The 16,441-nt window shown below is 45.9% G+C and carries 15 protein-coding genes; 7 read left to right on the forward strand and 8 right to left on the reverse strand.

The window, feature by feature from the left end:
• Positions 1–115: 115 nt before the first annotated feature.
• Positions 116–562: an RDD family protein gene (locus R7Q38_RS04215; RefSeq protein WP_025768614.1), complete on the reverse strand. Its 447-nt coding sequence runs from the start codon at positions 560–562 to the stop codon at positions 116–118.
• Between the two features lie 180 nt (positions 563–742).
• Entirely contained in the window at positions 743–1,507 is a 765-nt protein-coding gene (locus tag R7Q38_RS04220; RefSeq protein ID WP_005374935.1) for a ferredoxin--NADP reductase, read from the reverse strand.
• A 210-nt stretch (positions 1,508–1,717) separates the two neighbouring features.
• Between R7Q38_RS04220 and R7Q38_RS04225 the strand changes: the two genes are divergently transcribed.
• Entirely contained in the window at positions 1,718–2,170 is a 453-nt protein-coding gene (locus tag R7Q38_RS04225) for an acyl-CoA thioesterase (protein ID WP_005374933.1), read from the forward strand.
• A gap of 971 nt (positions 2,171–3,141) precedes the next feature.
• On the opposite strand, the gene R7Q38_RS04230 is transcribed toward R7Q38_RS04225, so the two are convergent.
• Positions 3,142–3,360 (reverse strand): VF530 family DNA-binding protein, encoded by a 219-nt coding sequence (locus tag R7Q38_RS04230; RefSeq protein WP_005396617.1) that lies wholly within the window; start codon positions 3,358–3,360, stop codon positions 3,142–3,144.
• 150 nt (positions 3,361–3,510) lie between these two features.
• Between R7Q38_RS04230 and R7Q38_RS04235 the strand changes: the two genes are divergently transcribed.
• A complete protein-coding gene (locus R7Q38_RS04235; protein ID WP_047102394.1) occupies positions 3,511–4,434 on the forward strand; it encodes a LysR family transcriptional regulator in 924 nt (307 codons plus the stop codon).
• Here the strand turns inward: R7Q38_RS04235 and R7Q38_RS04240 are convergent.
• On the reverse strand, positions 4,431–4,721 hold the full coding sequence (locus tag R7Q38_RS04240; RefSeq protein WP_005374925.1) for a putative quinol monooxygenase: 291 nt from the start codon (positions 4,719–4,721) through the stop codon (positions 4,431–4,433). The genes R7Q38_RS04235 and R7Q38_RS04240 overlap by 4 nt on opposite strands.
• Before the next feature lie 69 nt (positions 4,722–4,790).
• The gene (locus R7Q38_RS04245) at positions 4,791–5,444 is read right to left on the reverse strand and encodes an oxygen-insensitive NAD(P)H-dependent nitroreductase NfsB (RefSeq protein WP_005374924.1); all 654 of its coding nucleotides are present in this window, start codon (positions 5,442–5,444) and stop codon (positions 4,791–4,793) included.
• Between the two features lie 167 nt (positions 5,445–5,611).
• Here R7Q38_RS04245 and R7Q38_RS04250 point away from each other — a divergent pair, with 167 nt between their 5' ends.
• Both R7Q38_RS04250 and R7Q38_RS04255 read left to right on the forward strand, forming a co-directional pair.
• A complete protein-coding gene (locus tag R7Q38_RS04250) occupies positions 5,612–7,075 on the forward strand; it encodes a helix-turn-helix transcriptional regulator (protein ID WP_225473736.1) in 1,464 nt (487 codons plus the stop codon).
• Between the two features lie 129 nt (positions 7,076–7,204).
• A complete protein-coding gene (locus tag R7Q38_RS04255) occupies positions 7,205–9,862 on the forward strand; it encodes an alpha-amylase family glycosyl hydrolase (RefSeq protein ID WP_318114101.1) in 2,658 nt (885 codons plus the stop codon).
• 85 nt (positions 9,863–9,947) lie between these two features.
• Here the strand turns inward: R7Q38_RS04255 and R7Q38_RS04260 are convergent, their stop codons facing one another.
• The gene (locus tag R7Q38_RS04260; protein WP_318114102.1) at positions 9,948–11,105 is read right to left on the reverse strand and encodes a D-alanyl-D-alanine carboxypeptidase family protein; all 1,158 of its coding nucleotides are present in this window, start codon (positions 11,103–11,105) and stop codon (positions 9,948–9,950) included.
• 210 nt (positions 11,106–11,315) lie between these two features.
• Here R7Q38_RS04260 and R7Q38_RS04265 point away from each other — a divergent pair, with 210 nt between their 5' ends.
• On the forward strand, positions 11,316–12,611 hold the full coding sequence (locus R7Q38_RS04265) for an alpha/beta fold hydrolase (protein ID WP_169628757.1): 1,296 nt from the start codon (positions 11,316–11,318) through the stop codon (positions 12,609–12,611).
• Between the two features lie 58 nt (positions 12,612–12,669).
• Here R7Q38_RS04265 and R7Q38_RS04270 read toward each other — a convergent pair whose 3' ends face one another.
• On the reverse strand, positions 12,670–13,161 hold the full coding sequence (locus R7Q38_RS04270) for a GNAT family N-acetyltransferase (RefSeq protein WP_169628758.1): 492 nt from the start codon (positions 13,159–13,161) through the stop codon (positions 12,670–12,672).
• Positions 13,162–13,484: 323 nt separating this feature from the next.
• Here R7Q38_RS04270 and R7Q38_RS04275 point away from each other — a divergent pair, with 323 nt between their 5' ends.
• The gene (locus R7Q38_RS04275) at positions 13,485–14,465 is read left to right on the forward strand and encodes a rhodanese-related sulfurtransferase (protein WP_017634441.1); all 981 of its coding nucleotides are present in this window, start codon (positions 13,485–13,487) and stop codon (positions 14,463–14,465) included.
• Between the two features lie 68 nt (positions 14,466–14,533).
• Here R7Q38_RS04275 and R7Q38_RS04280 read toward each other — a convergent pair whose 3' ends face one another.
• Positions 14,534–14,839, reverse strand: coding sequence for a DUF6482 family protein (locus R7Q38_RS04280; RefSeq protein WP_017634442.1), 306 nt, complete (start codon positions 14,837–14,839; stop codon positions 14,534–14,536).
• A 108-nt stretch (positions 14,840–14,947) separates the two neighbouring features.
• On the opposite strand from R7Q38_RS04280, the gene R7Q38_RS04285 reads away from it, so the two are divergent.
• Positions 14,948–16,429 (forward strand): cryptochrome/deoxyribodipyrimidine photo-lyase family protein, encoded by a 1,482-nt coding sequence (locus tag R7Q38_RS04285; protein WP_062730899.1) that lies wholly within the window; start codon positions 14,948–14,950, stop codon positions 16,427–16,429.
• The last annotated feature ends 12 nt before the right edge of the window (positions 16,430–16,441 follow it).

The raw sequence follows: 16,441 nt of genomic DNA on the forward strand, positions 1-16,441 counted from the left end.
TTAGCATGAGTAGTTTTACAGGCAAAGCCGAAACGGATGATAACCACCTACTGAAGTAGGTGGTTTAGGGCTGAAAATTAAAAAGCCACTTCACGTGGCTTTTTCGATCAAAAAATTAGGAAACTTGGACAACTTTAGTATTGGCGATCAAGTCATGCAACAAACGTCGCTCCGGATGAAAGAACAACAATGCCAAATTTACCAACGGGATCCCCGGAATGAGCATCTCCAGTAAGTAGCTAATAACAAGCCTTAACCCTGCTGTAACTTTCGTTGCCTTACTATCATTTTTCATTACAACTTTAATACCAATCATGCGCATACCAATGGTTTGCCCATGACTCAATGCATTCCAGTTGATCATTAAAACCGTTGGTAAAGAAAGCAAGTAAAACGCCTGAGTTTCACGAACAAGCGTGAGGTTATCTGCTAAAGAGAGCTGAAAGTCGTTAAGAAAAGAGTTAATACTCAATGCAATTATTAACACGACCACCATCGTAAAGAGCAGGTCGATAAAACCAGCAATGATTCTCTGTTGCTTGCTCGCGATAAAAGCATACATGGACTTCAGTCACCTCAATGTAATTGGTTAAGCGAGAATGACTGAGTGTACAGACGCGCAATGGTGAGCGCAGTTTAGGTATTGCCAATATAATATTCAACTAAGAACATACTAAATCGCGGTCGTATCTCAAAAGTAATCATTACATCTTGAGCATAACCGTATCAATTTAACAAAACGCTACCAGTAACGTTCGTAAATGATATTTCCCCCGGTTTGATGGCGATACTTTTCCAAGCCTAGCTCTTGTAAGACGGGCACGGTATCTTTGATCATTTGTGGATTCCCACACATCATGACAAAGCTACGCTGAGCTGAGAATGGCGCATCAGCGGCGTTGGACAGTAAACCCGATTCGATGAGTTCAGGAATTCGGCCTTGTAATTTACCATCAACCACTTCCCTGCTGACTATCGGTATATACTTTAATCTGCCTTCATATCGTTGCTGAAGCTGTTCAATTAGGTATTTATAAACCAGATCTTTTTCGAAACGAACAGCATGAACCAGCACAATGCGCTCATTGTGAGGCGGTAGGTTTATATCATCCAGCAGCGACAAAAACGGTCCAATCCCCGTACCTGTAGATAGCAGCCACAGGTCATGAGCCTGTTTAGGAATAGAGTCATGGATTAAATCGCCATGTGCGGTGGCACCGACATAAATGCTATCACCAGATTTAAGCTTTTGGAGCCGTGGAGAAAGTTGTCCTTGAGGGTCGGCTACTATTAGAAATTCCAACCAATCGAATTGCTCGCTTGGCGCATTAACCACAGAGTAAGCACGGCTGATCGGCTTACCTTCATCATCAAGCAAAGCAAGCTTGGTGAATTGGCCAGCTTTAAAGGAAAGAGGCGCGCCAGATATTCTCAAACTGAACAGCTCACCTGTCCAATCAATGCGTTTCTCAACTCTTGCGAGGTTGAAACCTTTGAGTTCAATCATGAGACACCTCCTATCTGGTTACTCTTAGTTAAACTTACGCCTTCAACTCGATTATGTAAAGTTTCTGGTTTACATAATCAAACCACTATTTCATTTCACATTTTAAAAACAATTTTATTACATATTAAATGATTACATCTAGAATAAATGCTCAAAGTGATAAGTCGCGTCGCAATTTGTGGCAAAGCAGATGAAAAAGGAGCAATAAAAATGGACACACTGTTAAAGGACTTTCCCGTTATCACAGAGATAAAAGTCGCATGGGGTGAAATGGATGCTCTGCAACACGTTAATAACGTGGTCTATTTTCGCTACTTCGAGACCGCACGTTTAGATTACTTCAACAAAATTAACCTGCTGGTCGACCTGCAGACCTCGCAAATTGGGCCAGTACTGAGCGAGACTCAATGCCGCTACAAATTGCCTGTTACTTACCCAGACACGCTATTAGTCGGTTCTCGCGTAATCGACATGCAAGAAGATCGCATCACGATGGAGTACCAAGTGCTGAGTAAGAAGTGGGGTAAAATTGCGACCATCGCGACCGCCACTGGTGTGATGTTTGATTTTAAGAACAACGTTAAAGCTGCGATTCCAGATCACGTTCGCCAGTCGATTTTAGACTTGGAAGGAACCGTGGGTAGTACGCATCATTTGGAGTAGCAAGAAACGAGAGATTAAAGGCGAGGTTCCCGACAGCGCTTCTTCATCGCTATCGGGAATGATGCTGAGGTACCATTCCAACTTACGCAATAAGAAAACTAGAGTCATTCTAGCGAGCCATAGCGAGACTAAGAAACTACTTACCGCTTGCTGCAGACCATAAAGCCATGAATAAACTCAATACAATCTGAGAGTAGATCCTGAATCACGCTCGTTCCTCTCGGTTCAGAATAACAGTTCGAGTTTGGCTCTGAGCTCTACAAAACCATCTAAAAAAGCGATTCCAGAAGAACCTAAGTGAGTCACTCGGAATCTCGCTTTAGACGAATCAGCAGAGCGACTCTTCCAGCCTACGCGATAAGAAAAGCTACGTCATTCTAGCGAGCCATAGCGAGACTAAGAATCTACTTGCCGCTTGCTGCAGACCATAGAACCATGAATAAACTCAATGCAATCTGAGGGTAAATTCTGAATCACGCTCGTTCCTCGCGGTTCAGAATGACGAACCTCGTTTAGGTTCTGAACTCTACAACACTATCTAAGAAAACCATCCCAGACGAGCACAAGCGAGTCATCCGAAATCTCGCTAGACGTAATAGCAGAGCCACTCTTCCAGCCTACACGATAAGAAAAACTGCGTCATTCTAGCAAGCGGTAAGCGAGACTAAGAATCTACTTGCCGCTTGCTGCAGACCATAGAGCCATGAATAAACTCAATACAATCTGAGGATAAATCCTGAATCACGCTCGTTCCTCTCGGTTCAGAATAACAGTTCGAGTTTGGCTCTGACCTCTACAAAACCATCTAAAAAAGCGATTGCAGACGAGCCTATGTGATCATCCGGAATCTCGCTTTAGACGCATCAGCAGAGCGACTCTTCCAGCCTACGCGATAAGAAAAGCTGCGTCATTCTAGCGAGCCAAAGCGAGACTAAGAATCTACTTACCGCTTGCTGCTGACCATAGAGCAGTTAGCAAAACGTCTCGATATACAGCGCTTCGACTTTGTCCCGCGCCCATTGCGTTTTACGCAGGAACTTCAGCGACGATTTGATTGAAGGATCTTTCTTGAAACAGTTCACTCGAACGCGCTCATACAGGCCATTCCAACCAAAGTGTTCAACTAGTCGGGTGACGATTTTTTCTAAACTCAACCCATGCAGAGGGTTATTCGGCTGTTCGTTGCTCATGTTGTTGATCCAGTAACGATGTAAGTGGCGGGCTAATCTAACTCAAAGTGACCACTTAACCTAATGTTTTCACCTTCAAAGGCGTTTAGCTTGAATTACTTTGCTCATCTCCCCTATAGTAGCTCAAACTTCACAAACATCCTTTTCACGATGAAAGCCCTCAACGACCTCAATATTTTTGTCGAAACCGCGCGCCAAGGCAGCTTTTCAAAAGCCGCTAACAGCATGGACATGACACCTGCCGCCATTAGCGCATCGATTAAGCGTCTTGAAGGGCAAATCGGTTTCCCGCTGTTTGTGCGTTCTACCCGAAGCCTGCGTTTAACCTCAGAGGGCGAACTGTTTTTAGACAAAACCACGCAAGCGTTGGCAACATTGCAAGAGGGGTTGGATCAGATCTCAAGTGCGCGTGGCGAGTTATCTGGTCAACTGCACATTACTGCGCCCTCCGATTTTGGTCGCAATATGTTGCTCGATTGGGTGGATGAGTTCATCGATCTCTACCCAAATGTTTCCATTAAACTAGAGCTGTCCGATAGCTTGACGGATATGTACACCAAGCCTGTCGATATTGCGATTCGCTACGGCGAACCGGCCGACTCTAATCTGGTCGTGTTGGCATTGTGTGGGGCAAACGAACGGATATTATGTGCATCGCCAGAGTACGTAGCTACACATCCAGAACTCACCTCTCCTGCCGATTTAACGCAACACAATTGCTTGTGCTACATGGTCGCGGATTCGGTCTACAACAAATGGACGCTCACGCGTGGCAGCGAGAAAGAACAAATCGTGGTCAGCGGTAACTTGTTGAGCAACGATAGTGACTTGCCACACCGGTTAGCGATCAAAGGCAAAGGCATTGCGAATAAATCATTGATGGACATTAGCCGAGACTTAATCGAGGGAAGATTGGTACGAGTGTTACCAGAGTGGGATTGCGGCCCAGTGCCGCTCTACATGGTATGTGCCGATCGTCGGTTATTGACGCCAACGATTCGGACTTTCCGCGACTTTATCCAACAAAAATGCTGCCAGCAACGCGCCAACGTGCTGGCAACCTTCTGTCATTAGGCGATAAATCGAAGAGGACGAATCTGGGTATATTCAACCCAATCGTTCTCTTCCAATGTTTCAAGAAACGTCGCCATATGCGGGCTTTGCAAATGCTTATCCAAGGCCTCTTGCGACGCCCAGATTTCTTGGAACATAAATAGGCCATCAACTTTTTCGTCGAGATACAACTCGTATTGGCAACAGCCTTCTTCTTTACGAGTTGGCTCTAGTAAACCAGCAAGCAAATTCACCACCTGATCCTTACTATCTGGATAGGCTTTCACTTCTGCGACTAAGTGGATCATCGTTTTATCACTCTTTTGCGATTTATATATTGATTACGGGGTGCTACGTCACCTGTAAGTAAGCTCGAATTAGATCTCGGTGAATACGGTTTCTGCGTCCCAGCGAGACTTTGGCGTTTTCGCGTTGAAGTCATCTTCCGCGTGGTAGCCAAGCGGCACGATCACAACACTGGTATAACCTTTTTCACGCAAGCCAAATTCTTCATCCAGCACTTTTGGATCAAACCCTTCAATTGGTACTGCATCGATTTCTAGCGTCGAAGCACCCAACAGCAACGTACCCACGTTGAGGTAAACTTGTTTCTCCATCCAATGGTTTGCATCTTTCAAATCAAAACGGTGCATGTTCACAAAGTAGCTACGGCCACCGCGCACAGCCGCTTTCGCTTCTTCAGTTGGGAATCGACCATCTTTTTCTTCTTGCACCATTAGCGCTTCAATGTAGTCGTTATCAATGCCTGTTTTTGCACAAAACACCAATACGTGAGAAGCGTTGAGAATCTTCGCCGCGTTAAACGCGTAATTCTCTTGCGCCGCTTTAGCGATGCGCTGCTTGCCTTCTTCTGTGCTTGCCAGAATGAAATGCCAAGGTTGAGAGTTCACACTCGATGGACTAAAACGAATCAGCTCTTTAACTGCGTCGATTTTTTCTTGAGGTAGCTTGCGCGTTGGGTCAAACACTTTCGTTGAGTAACGAGATTTTGCAGCTTGTACGATATCCATGAGGTTCTCCAATTAATGAATTTAAGCTGTGTAACAGCATAACCTCATGAGATAAAGGGAAAAACCGATTTCGATTAAAAACATTTTCAAAATAAATTTGAAAATAAAACGATAAGAAAGGCTTTGAGCGTTCTCACTGAACTTCTTCATCTTTTCAGCAATAATGCATGTTTGCTCGCAACCAAACTCAACTCATGCTGCCTCAAGATAACATTATTACATCCTTTCTGTGCAAAAAGCTCGGTCACAATCACCTTCGAATTGCTGGCGAATATTGGCACATTGAGAAGTTGGTGGCCTTGCAATGTATGATGTTGAAAGAAGCGCCTAACCTCCAAGAAGGGCTGCTTTGGTGGAGTAAAAGTGTCTCATTATTCGACCGCCGTTTGTACGTCACATTTCAACATGGTGATGCCCAAATCCATCTGCAAGTAGAATGCAGAACGGGCGATATGCCAAATTGGGCGGAATCGGTGTTTGGCTTGCTCAGAATGCAGTTGGAGATGCTTGAGCTAAGCGAATCAATACAAGTACAAGTTCAAGCCAGCAATCCATTCGCGGCCGATATTTTTCTAGGGGAAACGCGAGATTCTAAAACGAGTTCAAGCGTGTTTGAACTGGTGAAACATGTTTATTTGCTGCTTTCTCACCAGCCAATTGAGCAACCCGAATTGCTGAGTGTTTTGAACGCCTTGTTCATCAAAAACAGCAATTACGCGCTCAAGTTAGAGCAAGCGGCAAGGCAACTGGGCGTCTCCAAACGCACCTTGCAACGTCGACTGCAAGAGAAGCAAATGAGCTACTCTCAATGCGTTGATTTCGCTAAAAGAAAGCAAGCACTCACTTTGCTTGCCGACACCCAACTCACAACGCAGCAAATCGCCTATCAACTTGGTTATGAAGAACCTTCGAACTTTCACCGCACTTTTCGTCGTTGGTATCCGTTTTCACCCATGCAATATCGCCAACAATGTTTGGATAACCGAACTCAACTAAATCAACAACCGATCCGCTTATACTACGCCAAAGCCAATACCTTCGACGATAACCACATCGACCAACCTGTCGGCAAAATCTGGATGGAAGTGGACAATATTGCGTTTGAAAAAGTGGTCTCGGTAGAATGCCGTGACCGTGATGGCACGTGGCGTCGCTACCCAGCCTTCTTCGAGCGCTTTTTAAGTCATGGCATCGAACTCTGGGCAACGACCGAACTTCCGGTAGCGCACCCCCTTACCTTTCGCCTTTGTTATGAAGTCGATGGGGAACGTTACATTGAGAATAACCACCAGCGTGACTATGTGGTTTCTAAGGGGCTTTTAATTGGTGCCACGGAATACATTGTCCCGACTCGGCAGCTTATTAATATTGGGGCGCAATACACGCTCTTTATCGAACTGGCATGCCGACTTGAAAACGTTGCGAGGATTGACTGTTACGTCGATGATGATCCCACACCTCACGCAATGCGCTTAACCAAACACTCGCTACATTATGCTTGTTGGGTGCTGCAATTATCGCTCACTCAAACTGCAAAGCAGTGCCGTTTCCGCCTTTATGATGAATCCGACAACGAGCTCGCGAAAGAGCATTACCCGATACAATATCCTATTGTGCAACCGCTCAATTAAAACTGTCGGTCAGATCAAAACCATCACTTCGTGACATCATTTCACGTCTTTTTTGGCGTGAGATGACACTCTCAATTTCAAACCTTTGCTTTATCGTTTCTGCATTGCTGCATAACGGAGGCAAAAACTGTGTTTGAAACTCTACCTAACCCAATGAATAAAATAAAAATACTTCCTTTAGCGATCGCTCTTGCTCTTTCTGGCTGTGGAAGCGACGAAACCACACCAGTCGATACAGGCAGCCACGTGGCATCTCCTGATTGGCAAGATCAAATCATTTACTTCCTGATGATCGACCGTTTTAACGACGGCGACAGCGCTCTTAATGATCAAGGGCAAAACGAATTCGATCCGACTTCGGATAAAAAATTTAGCGGCGGCGACCTCGTTGGTGTGAGTGATAAGTTAAGCTACATCGAAGATCTCGGTGCCACATCGATCTGGATTACTCCGCCAGTTGCTAACCAATGGTGGGATGCAGAGCAAAACTACGGCGGCTACCACGGGTACTGGGCGCGCGATTTCCAAAAAGTGGATGAGCACTTTGGTGACATGGAAAGCTACCAAGCGTTAGCACGCGAAGTGCATGCGCGTAACATGTTCTTAATTCAGGACATCGTGACCAACCATGTAGGCAACTTCTTCACCTACGATGATCCTTACAGTTATGATCCAAGCCTACCTTGCCAAGGCTTCCGTTTGATTAAAAATGCACTACCCGCCGGGCAAGAACTGCCGTACCCACTCAACATGAACGAGTGTAAAACAGACGGCACAGGCAGCTACCACTGGACGCCAACTATCACCGACCACAACGATCCGGTACAAGAGAAAACCTGGCAGCTCTCTGATTTGGATGACCTCAATACGTCCGATCCTGAAGTACGCGCTTATCTAAAAGAGAGCTACCGAAAATGGATTCGCGAAGTCGGCGTCGACGGATTCCGTATCGATACGGTGAAGTTTGTTGAACACGATTTCTGGAACGACTTCCTACACGCCAACGATGGTGTGATGACGCAAGCGGTTGATACCGGTCGTAACAACTTCCTCACTTTTGGTGAAGTATTCGAAACATCTACGCCATACAACACTGAAGGCGAAAAGAAGATGCTGACTTACATCGGTGAAAGTGGCTCGCCGAAACAGCTAACCTCGGTACTGAACTTCCCATTGCAAGCGACCATGACGCGCGTATTTGCATCAGGGCAACCGACCGATTACTTACGCTTCCGTCTTGAGAAGATGATGGAGATGTTCCCGAATCCATACATCATGCCGAACTTCATTGATAACCACGATATGCCACGTTTTCTATCGCAAGGCAGTGTCAACGATATGAAGCAAGCGCTGATCACAATGATGGCAGTGCCGGGCATCCCTGTAATTTACCAAGGTACTGAACAGGCGATGTCAGCAGCGCGCGATGCGATGTTTGCTGGCGGCTACCGTGAAGACGGCGACTACGTAGACTCATTCGACCAAAACAGCGAGATGTACTTGTTCATCCAAGAGCTTGCTAAGTTACGTACCGAAAACAAAGTCATGACACGCGGCGAAATGAAAGTCATTGGCAGCGATAAAGCTGGTGCAGGTGTGTTCGCCTTTACCCGCACTTTGGATAACGACGAAGTCTTAGTGGTAATGAACACATCTAACTCCCCAATGTTGATGAACCAACTCGATGTAGAGCAAGCGGGCGGCACCGTTTTCCAACAACAAATCATGTCGAACTGGGCAGAAGCTCCAGAACAGTTAATCGCCGATGAAAACGGTCACGTAACCCTTGAGCTACCAGCCAAATCTGCCGTGATTTACTCGAAAACTAACGACATCCAATCGGTAGAGACCCCAGATCTCAACATCCAACTGGCACAGGATTGGGAAGGACAAACCATCACTGATGACATCGTGATTACTGGTACTGCTAACGCAAACGAGAAATTGAACCTTGTCGTGGACGGTAATCTAGAAACCGCACAAGCCATTACCGTAAGTGCTGACGGTCAATTTAGCGTGACTTTATCTACCCGTCACTTTGCAATTGGCGAGCAACAGCACCGCTTCGCGATTTACTCCACTGAGAAAAAAGCGGGCATTGAAGATGTAAACTTTGTGTCGGACTTAAGCTGGTCAAACACGCCAGACGACACTATTGATGACGCAGGCGATGCGCAAGATGGCATGGGCGGTCCTAACGGTAACTACTCGCTACCAACGGATCCAACGTTCGATAAAGATAACAGCCAACTCGCAATCAACAAAGCTGAGGTATTTACCGTTGGCAGTAACGTACGTTTGACCTTCACTATGGACAAAATCACCGACACTTGGTTACCACCAAACGGCTTCGACCACGTGGGTTTCACCATCTTTATGGATTTACCGGAAGAAACGGCAACCAACTTGTCTGAGCTACCGAAGATCAACGCTTCTATGCCAAGCGGAACCTGGAGTCGCAATGCGGTTGTTTTTGGCTGGCAAAGCTCGATTTACAACACCAAAGGAGCAAATGCGACGACATGGGGAGAAGCCGTAACGCCAGCACCAACAGTGACAGTAGACAAAGCCAACAACACCATTTCAATGGACTTTGCTAGCGATGCACTAGGCCGCCCAGATTCGCTCGATGGTATCCGCTTCTATGTCACGACTTGGGACTTAGACGGCCTTTCGGCAACTTACCGTCCGCTAGAGCAAGACAAAGGCCCTTGGAACTTCTCCGGTGGCGCATCGGATGAAAGTAAGATTTGGGACGATTTACCAATCATCACCTTGTCGGAATAAACCGTTAAATAAGACACCGCCCAGCGTTATAGCAGGGCGGCCATCAACAAAAAAATGCAGAAAGACACTTCTGCTCGTTTTTATTCTAGTTAAAGAACGATTTCACCCACAGCACCAGACTGTCCCAAAGCTGAGCGAACCACGAGCCCTCTTCTACCGCTTGGCTGCTGACCAAGGGATAACTCGCCACGGTACTGTCATCGCTTTTCCAAACGACCTTACCAATCTCATCTCCTTGCGCGATCGGCGCAATCAACGGTTCATTTAACACCACACTCTTATCAAGCCCAGCCGTCATTGAACGAGGCAGAGTGAGATAGGCATCTTTAGCAAAGATCGCCTCAACTTTATTGGTATTTCCCTTCCAAACGCGAACTTTAGACTCAACTTGGCCTTGCTTAGCAACTTGCTTGGTGTCATAAAAACGAAAACCATAGCTGAGTAGATTCTTCGATTGGCTGATCCGAGCCTGTTTACTTGGCGTACCCATCACCACCGAGATAAGGCGCATTCTTCCTTCTTTGGCCGAGCTCACCAAGCTGTATCCGGCATTGCTGGTGTAGCCGGTTTTGCCCCCGTCGACATCAATGGAATTGTCCCATAACAACTTATTGCGGTTGTACTGCGTAATGTCGTTCCACTTGAAGACTTTCTCGCTGTATAGCGCATACACATCAGGAACATCGCTGATGATCGACTGCATGAGTTTTGCCATATCGGTTGGTGAGGTTTGGATGCCATCACTATCAAGACCATGGGAGTTCACAAAATAGGTGTCTTGCAGTCCTAATTTCTCCGCCCAACCATTCATCAAGGCGACAAAGCCGCGTTCACTGCCTGCAACGTGCTCAGCCAGTGCAACGCACGCGTCATTTCCTGATTGGATGATCACGCCGCGCATTAAGTTCGCAACACTAATTTCATCTTTCGGTTTGATGAACATTTTAGAAGATCCGGGAAACTTGGCCGACCACGCGTTTTCGCTCACGGTGACAACATCATCCCAATTCAAACGCCCCGCTTTGATTTCTTGCCCAACTACATAAGCGGTCATCAACTTGGTTAAACTCGCCGGAGCAAGGCCTGCTCGCCCGTTATGCTCGGCAATAATGGCACCGGATTGAAAGTCCATTAATACGTAACCTTTCGCCTTTAATTGAGGTGGGTTGGGCGTAACAACGGCAAAAGTAGGTACGCTTATTAAACAAGTCACAATAATCCATCGAGCCAGTGACACTTTCATCCGACTTCCTCCATGCTCTCACTTTGTCCTCACTCTATTGAGCATAGCTCACTCAACCAGTTGCACCAGTCGCTAATCGTTTCATTTTCTTGAACTTACATTGATTTGACCAAGGTATAGAACTGACGAAGCGATTTGGAAATAGCATTGGTTCTTCACGCCATTCGCAGTAAAGTAGCGCTACCCCTCAATAAGGAAATAAAGATAACAATGAACGCTCAATCATTTATCGACGCAGGATTGCATTACACTCCCCACAGTTTTACCGTTCCTCTGGATTACCAAGACGTGAGTAAAGGCACCATTGAAGTCTTCGCTCGTGCGGTTTGCCTAGTTGGCGATGAAGAATCGACCAAACCTTGGTTGGTTTACTTTCAGGGCGGGCCAGGCTTTCCCTCTCCGCGTCAAAACGGCAATAACGGCTGGGTAAAACGCGCGCTGCAAGAGTACCGAGTTTTGCTTCTCGACCAGCGCGGTACGGGCAATAGTTCGGTGATTAATCATCAGACTCTGGCTCATTTCACGCCGCAGAAGCAGGCCGAGTACTTGAGCCACTTCCGAGCGGATAACATCGTGCGCGACGCGGAGTACATTCGTGAGCAATTTGGCGTCGAAAAATGGGCGATCTTAGGTCAAAGCTTTGGGGGTTTTTGCTCCCTCACCTATTTGTCTTTGTTCCCAGACAGCTTGCTGCAAAGCTACATCACGGGTGGCGTGCCATCAGTCTCGCGTCATGCCGACGATGTGTATGACGCTACCTTCAAACGTACCATGGAGAAAAACCAAGCGTTCTTCCAGCAATTCCCAAAAGCGCAACAACTTTGCCAAAACATTGCGAATCACTTGCTGGAAAATGAAGAGTACCTACCAAATGGTCAACGCTTCACGGTGGAGCAATTTCAGCAAATCGGTATCAACTTTGGTGTGAGTGATACTTTCTTGCCAACTTACTATTGGCTAGAAAGTGCATTGATTGAAGTGAACGGCAAACAACAACTTCGTTATGAGTTCTTGAACGATATGTTGGCGCAGCAAAACTTCCAAACCAACCCGATTTACGCCATTTTGCATGAATCGATTTATTGCCAAGGCTTTGCGTCGAATTGGAGTGCGCACCGTGTTCGCCAAACCCGACCAGAGTTTAATTATGAACCTGGCCAGCCCTTTTACTTTACGGGGGAAATGGTCTTCCCGTGGATGTTCGACCAATACGTCAACCTCAAACCACTAAAAGACGCCGCAGAAATATTGGCCGCGAAAGACGATTGGGCTGCGCTGTACGACCAAACACAACTGGCTCAAAACAAAGTGCCTGTCAGTTGCGCCGTTTACGCCGATGATATGTTTGTGGAAATGGATATCAGCCGAGAAACGCTCGCGTTAATCCCAAATTCAAAAGCGTGGATCACTAACGAGTACGAGCACAACGGTTTACGTGCCGACGGTGAGCGCGTTTTAGATAAGTTAATTGCGATGGGGAATCAAACCGCCGCGAATTTGAAATAAATACTATAAAAACGCCTCTTCTAGAGGTAAGAGGCGTTTCATTCCTACAATCTTGTTTTTACGAATCTCTTACGCGCTTGGTCATACGTTTCGTCATCACCCGGTAGCCCATTTTATGATAGAACTCCTCACCTTCATGGTTAAATGACGCCACGGTTAAGCCGATTTCTTCTATTCCTTGAGCACACAAATCACTTTCCATCTTATCCATCAGCGATAAACCTATTCCTAAGTTTCGATGGTTCTCTGCAACAATAAGCTCATTAATAAAACCAACGCGTTTTTCTGGTGAAATCAGCGACTGAACGTTACGAACCGAACCAGAGATAAAACCGACGACTTTTCTTTGCGAACAAGCAATAAAAGCGCTCACGCTCCCATCAAAATACTTTTCGAAGGTGCAATATGATTCTCTTAGTTGTGCCAATTCCTTGGGTGGACGATAGAAGTTCGGTTCAGCTTCATAGTGCGATGTATCGAGTTCAACGAGTAATTGTTTGAGCAAGGGAGCATCTTCTTCCCTCAGCCGCCTGATATAAAACTGCTGCATGTCCTTTCCTTGCCAACTGATCCGATTATTATTTTGTAGCTCTTGCGCACAACTTTAATGAAGAGCCGAAGAAGGAATCACAGTACAAATTTAAACCAAAAGTGTCGAGTTCAACTTACCTTGTTCTCTACAATTTATGCTTATAATTTGAACACATAGCGATTTTACCCGCGTGACGCTTTGCCGCATCAAAACACCGCTACATCCCGCCTAGCCATAATATCCGCATAATTTGTCCGTATTTCCGACTAATTTAGTCAGGTATACTTCGTGCCGCTAAAATTTTAAGGTCGTTGACCACCTGTATTTTTAAAGGAAACCTCATGAGTCAGTATGTAGTTTGTGCGCTGTACAAGTTTGTTGAGCTGAATAACTATCAAGAGCTACGCGAGCCATTACTTGCGTTGATGGAAAAACACCATATTCGCGGAACATTACTACTGGCAAGTGAAGGTATCAACGGCACAGTTGCATCTGATCGTGCAGGTATTGATACGCTACTGGAGTGGCTAAACAACGAACCTCGTTTGACTGGCACCGTATACAAAGAGTCGTATTCTGAGACCCAGCCATTCAATCGCACCAAAGTGAAATTGAAAAAAGAGATCGTAACATTAGGTGTTGAAGGTATAGACCCTCGCCACGTAGTGGGGACTTACGTGAAACCTCAAGAGTGGAACGATCTTATTGCTGATCCTGAAGTGTTTGTTGTCGATACACGTAATGATTACGAAATCGAGATCGGGACATTCAAAGGCGCTGTAAACCCAAATACTGAAACCTTTCGTGAATTCCCAGACTATGTAAAAGAAAACATGGACCCGGCAAAACACAAGAAAGTTGCGATGTTCTGTACCGGTGGTATCCGCTGCGAAAAATCAACGGCTTACATGAAAGAACAGGGCTTTGATGAGGTCTACCACCTAGAAGGCGGCATCCTTAAATATCTTGAAGAAGTTCCTCAAGAAGAGAGCATGTGGGAAGGCGATTGTTACGTATTTGACGGGCGTGTTGCAGTGAACCACCAGCTAGAAAAAGCAGATTACGATTTATGTAACGCTTGTCGTCTACCGATCACTGAAGAAGACAAACAGTCAGAATTGTTCGAGCAAGGCGTGAGCTGTCCAAAATGTCACGGCACACACTCAGAAGAACAAATTGCTCGATTCCGCGAGCGTGAAAAACAAATTGTTCTTGCAGAGCAGCGAGGCGAGCAGCATGTTGGTGGTGAAAGTGCCAAGCAAAGAGAAGCCCGACGTGCCGCTAAGTACGCGCAAAAAGAAGCGCAGCGTAAACAAGACTAAGCCTAACTCTCCTTATATTTAGCGAGCTGCCGTAAGGTGGCTCGCTTTTACTGCGCACCAATACTCTTTCAATACAATTTTGTATCCCTCACCAATACCTCTAGTTGATTGTCTCTTTTGCCTTCGGGTAGCCCCACCATTTCATCATAAGCACTTTGATGCACCAGAACCTGCTTATTTGCTTTGATATTCCTGCACTTCTTTTGCATCTCGATCAGGGAATGAGCCCTCAAAAAGATACCGTTGTCATCAGTGATAAATTGCGCTTCTCCATCAATCACGACAGATGCCTGGTACAATGCGAGATCAAGCGAATGAATGACCAATTTGTCTACATAGAAGTATTTTTGTAACTTACTCAATGCTATTGCCATGTGTCACCTCCCTAAAAGTTACCTCTACGTTTTGTGGAATAAAACCGATCATTGGATGAGATTTCTTCGGTTTACTTGCGTACAACATCGGAAACAAAGAGGATTCCGATGCAAACAATCAATGTCGTGTGGTTAAAGCGAGATTTAAGGCTGACTGACCATCAACCACTAACTCAAGCATTATCAACAAAGCACCCAACTGTGCTTTTGTATATTGTTGAACCATTGCTATTGAACAACCCACACTATTCTGAGCGCCACTGGCGATTTGTTTGGCAATCACTGCAAGACATGGATGAGACGCTCAAAGCGTATGGGCATCGAATCACGGTGCTGTTTGACGATGCCTTAGCATGTTTCCAATCAATTCAAGCGCAATATCAAATCAACGCTGTTTTTTCTCACCAAGAAATAGGACTCAACTGCACCTTTGAACGAGACCGACAAGTTGCCGCTTGGCTGTATGAGCAGAACATCGACTGGTTTGAATTCGAACACGGTGCTGTAATCAGAGGTGCAATAAACCGGCAAGGTTGGGACAAACATTGGGACTCTGTCATGAGAGCCTCAATAAGCCCTATTGAGCTCCAAACCGACTTATTGCATTCATTGGATGCAGAAGCTCTCGGCTGTTCGTTTTCGCCACCATCATCCTGGCTATCAAAATGCAAAGGAATGCAAACGGGAGGAAGCCGGCTCGCTTGGAAAACACTAGAGGACTTTTTCCATCGTCGAGGTCGTGATTACTATCGAAGCATTTCTAGTCCCACAGCCTCACGCACAGCCTGTACTCGACTTTCTCCATATCTCGCTTGGGGTAACATATCCTTGCGTGAAGTTTATCAATACCTTTTGAAACACTGGCAAGTCGCTGGGTTTCGTCGCAGCTTAATTGCATTGTCTTCACGGCTTCATTGGCACTGTCACTTCATCCAAAAATTCGAATCGGAATACGACATGGAGTTTTACTGCGTTAATCGGGCTTACGAACCATTGATTAAACAAAGTAGTACTTTCGATGAAGAAAAGTTAGCAGCATGGAAATCCGGGCATACTGGCGTACCTTTGATTGATGCCTGCATGCGCTGTTTGCACCACACTGGTTACATTAACTTTCGCATGCGTGCCATGCTGGTTAGCTTTCTTACTCACCACATGAACATGAATTGGCGAGTAGGTGTAACGCATTTAGCGCAACTGTTTCTCGACTTTGAGCCCGGAATTCATTACCCACAATTCCAAATGCAAGCAGGAGTAACCGGGACTAACACAATCCGTATTTATAATCCGATCAAGCAAGCCCAAGAACATGATCCTGACGGCACGTTCATCTACAAGTGGGTACCTGAATTGCAAATGGTTCCTCCCCCTCTTTTATTCGAGCCTTGGACAATGACCCAGATGGAAGCTGTCATGTATCAGTTGCAGCCAGATAGCCGTTACCTTGCACCTATTATCACACCAGACAGCGCAGCTAAGGCAGCAAGAGAGCGCTTATGGACGTGGCGGAAACGAGCCGATGTGAAACAAGAAGGCAGACGAATTCTTGCGCGACATGTTAGACCCTCAAAAGAAAGTAGGACGCGATGATCATCTCTCAAT

The sequence above is a fragment of the Vibrio sp. Vb0598 genome (assembly GCF_033338935.1).
Classification (GTDB): Bacteria; Pseudomonadota; Gammaproteobacteria; order Enterobacterales; family Vibrionaceae; genus Vibrio; species Vibrio alginolyticus.

What these genes read in the sequence shown, in the direction of transcription:
- R7Q38_RS04215 (WP_025768614.1), bottom strand. Translation starts at nt 562, where the DNA reads ATGTATGCTTTTATCGCGAGCAAGCAACAGAGAATCATTGCTGGTTTT.
- R7Q38_RS04220 (WP_005374935.1), bottom strand. Translation starts at nt 1,507, where the DNA reads ATGATTGAACTCAAAGGTTTCAACCTCGCAAGAGTTGAGAAACGCATT.
- R7Q38_RS04225 (WP_005374933.1), top strand. Translation starts at nt 1,718, where the DNA reads ATGGACACACTGTTAAAGGACTTTCCCGTTATCACAGAGATAAAAGTC.
- R7Q38_RS04230 (WP_005396617.1), bottom strand. Translation starts at nt 3,360, where the DNA reads ATGAGCAACGAACAGCCGAATAACCCTCTGCATGGGTTGAGTTTAGAA.
- R7Q38_RS04235 (WP_047102394.1), top strand. Translation starts at nt 3,511, where the DNA reads ATGAAAGCCCTCAACGACCTCAATATTTTTGTCGAAACCGCGCGCCAA.
- R7Q38_RS04240 (WP_005374925.1), bottom strand. Translation starts at nt 4,721, where the DNA reads ATGATCCACTTAGTCGCAGAAGTGAAAGCCTATCCAGATAGTAAGGAT.
- R7Q38_RS04245 (WP_005374924.1), bottom strand. Translation starts at nt 5,444, where the DNA reads ATGGATATCGTACAAGCTGCAAAATCTCGTTACTCAACGAAAGTGTTT.
- R7Q38_RS04250 (WP_225473736.1), top strand. Translation starts at nt 5,612, where the DNA reads ATGTTTGCTCGCAACCAAACTCAACTCATGCTGCCTCAAGATAACATT.
- R7Q38_RS04260 (WP_318114102.1), bottom strand. Translation starts at nt 11,105, where the DNA reads ATGAAAGTGTCACTGGCTCGATGGATTATTGTGACTTGTTTAATAAGC.
- R7Q38_RS04265 (WP_169628757.1), top strand. Translation starts at nt 11,316, where the DNA reads ATGAACGCTCAATCATTTATCGACGCAGGATTGCATTACACTCCCCAC.
- R7Q38_RS04270 (WP_169628758.1), bottom strand. Translation starts at nt 13,161, where the DNA reads ATGCAGCAGTTTTATATCAGGCGGCTGAGGGAAGAAGATGCTCCCTTG.
- R7Q38_RS04275 (WP_017634441.1), top strand. Translation starts at nt 13,485, where the DNA reads ATGAGTCAGTATGTAGTTTGTGCGCTGTACAAGTTTGTTGAGCTGAAT.
- R7Q38_RS04280 (WP_017634442.1), bottom strand. Translation starts at nt 14,839, where the DNA reads ATGGCAATAGCATTGAGTAAGTTACAAAAATACTTCTATGTAGACAAA.
- R7Q38_RS04285 (WP_062730899.1), top strand. Translation starts at nt 14,948, where the DNA reads ATGCAAACAATCAATGTCGTGTGGTTAAAGCGAGATTTAAGGCTGACT.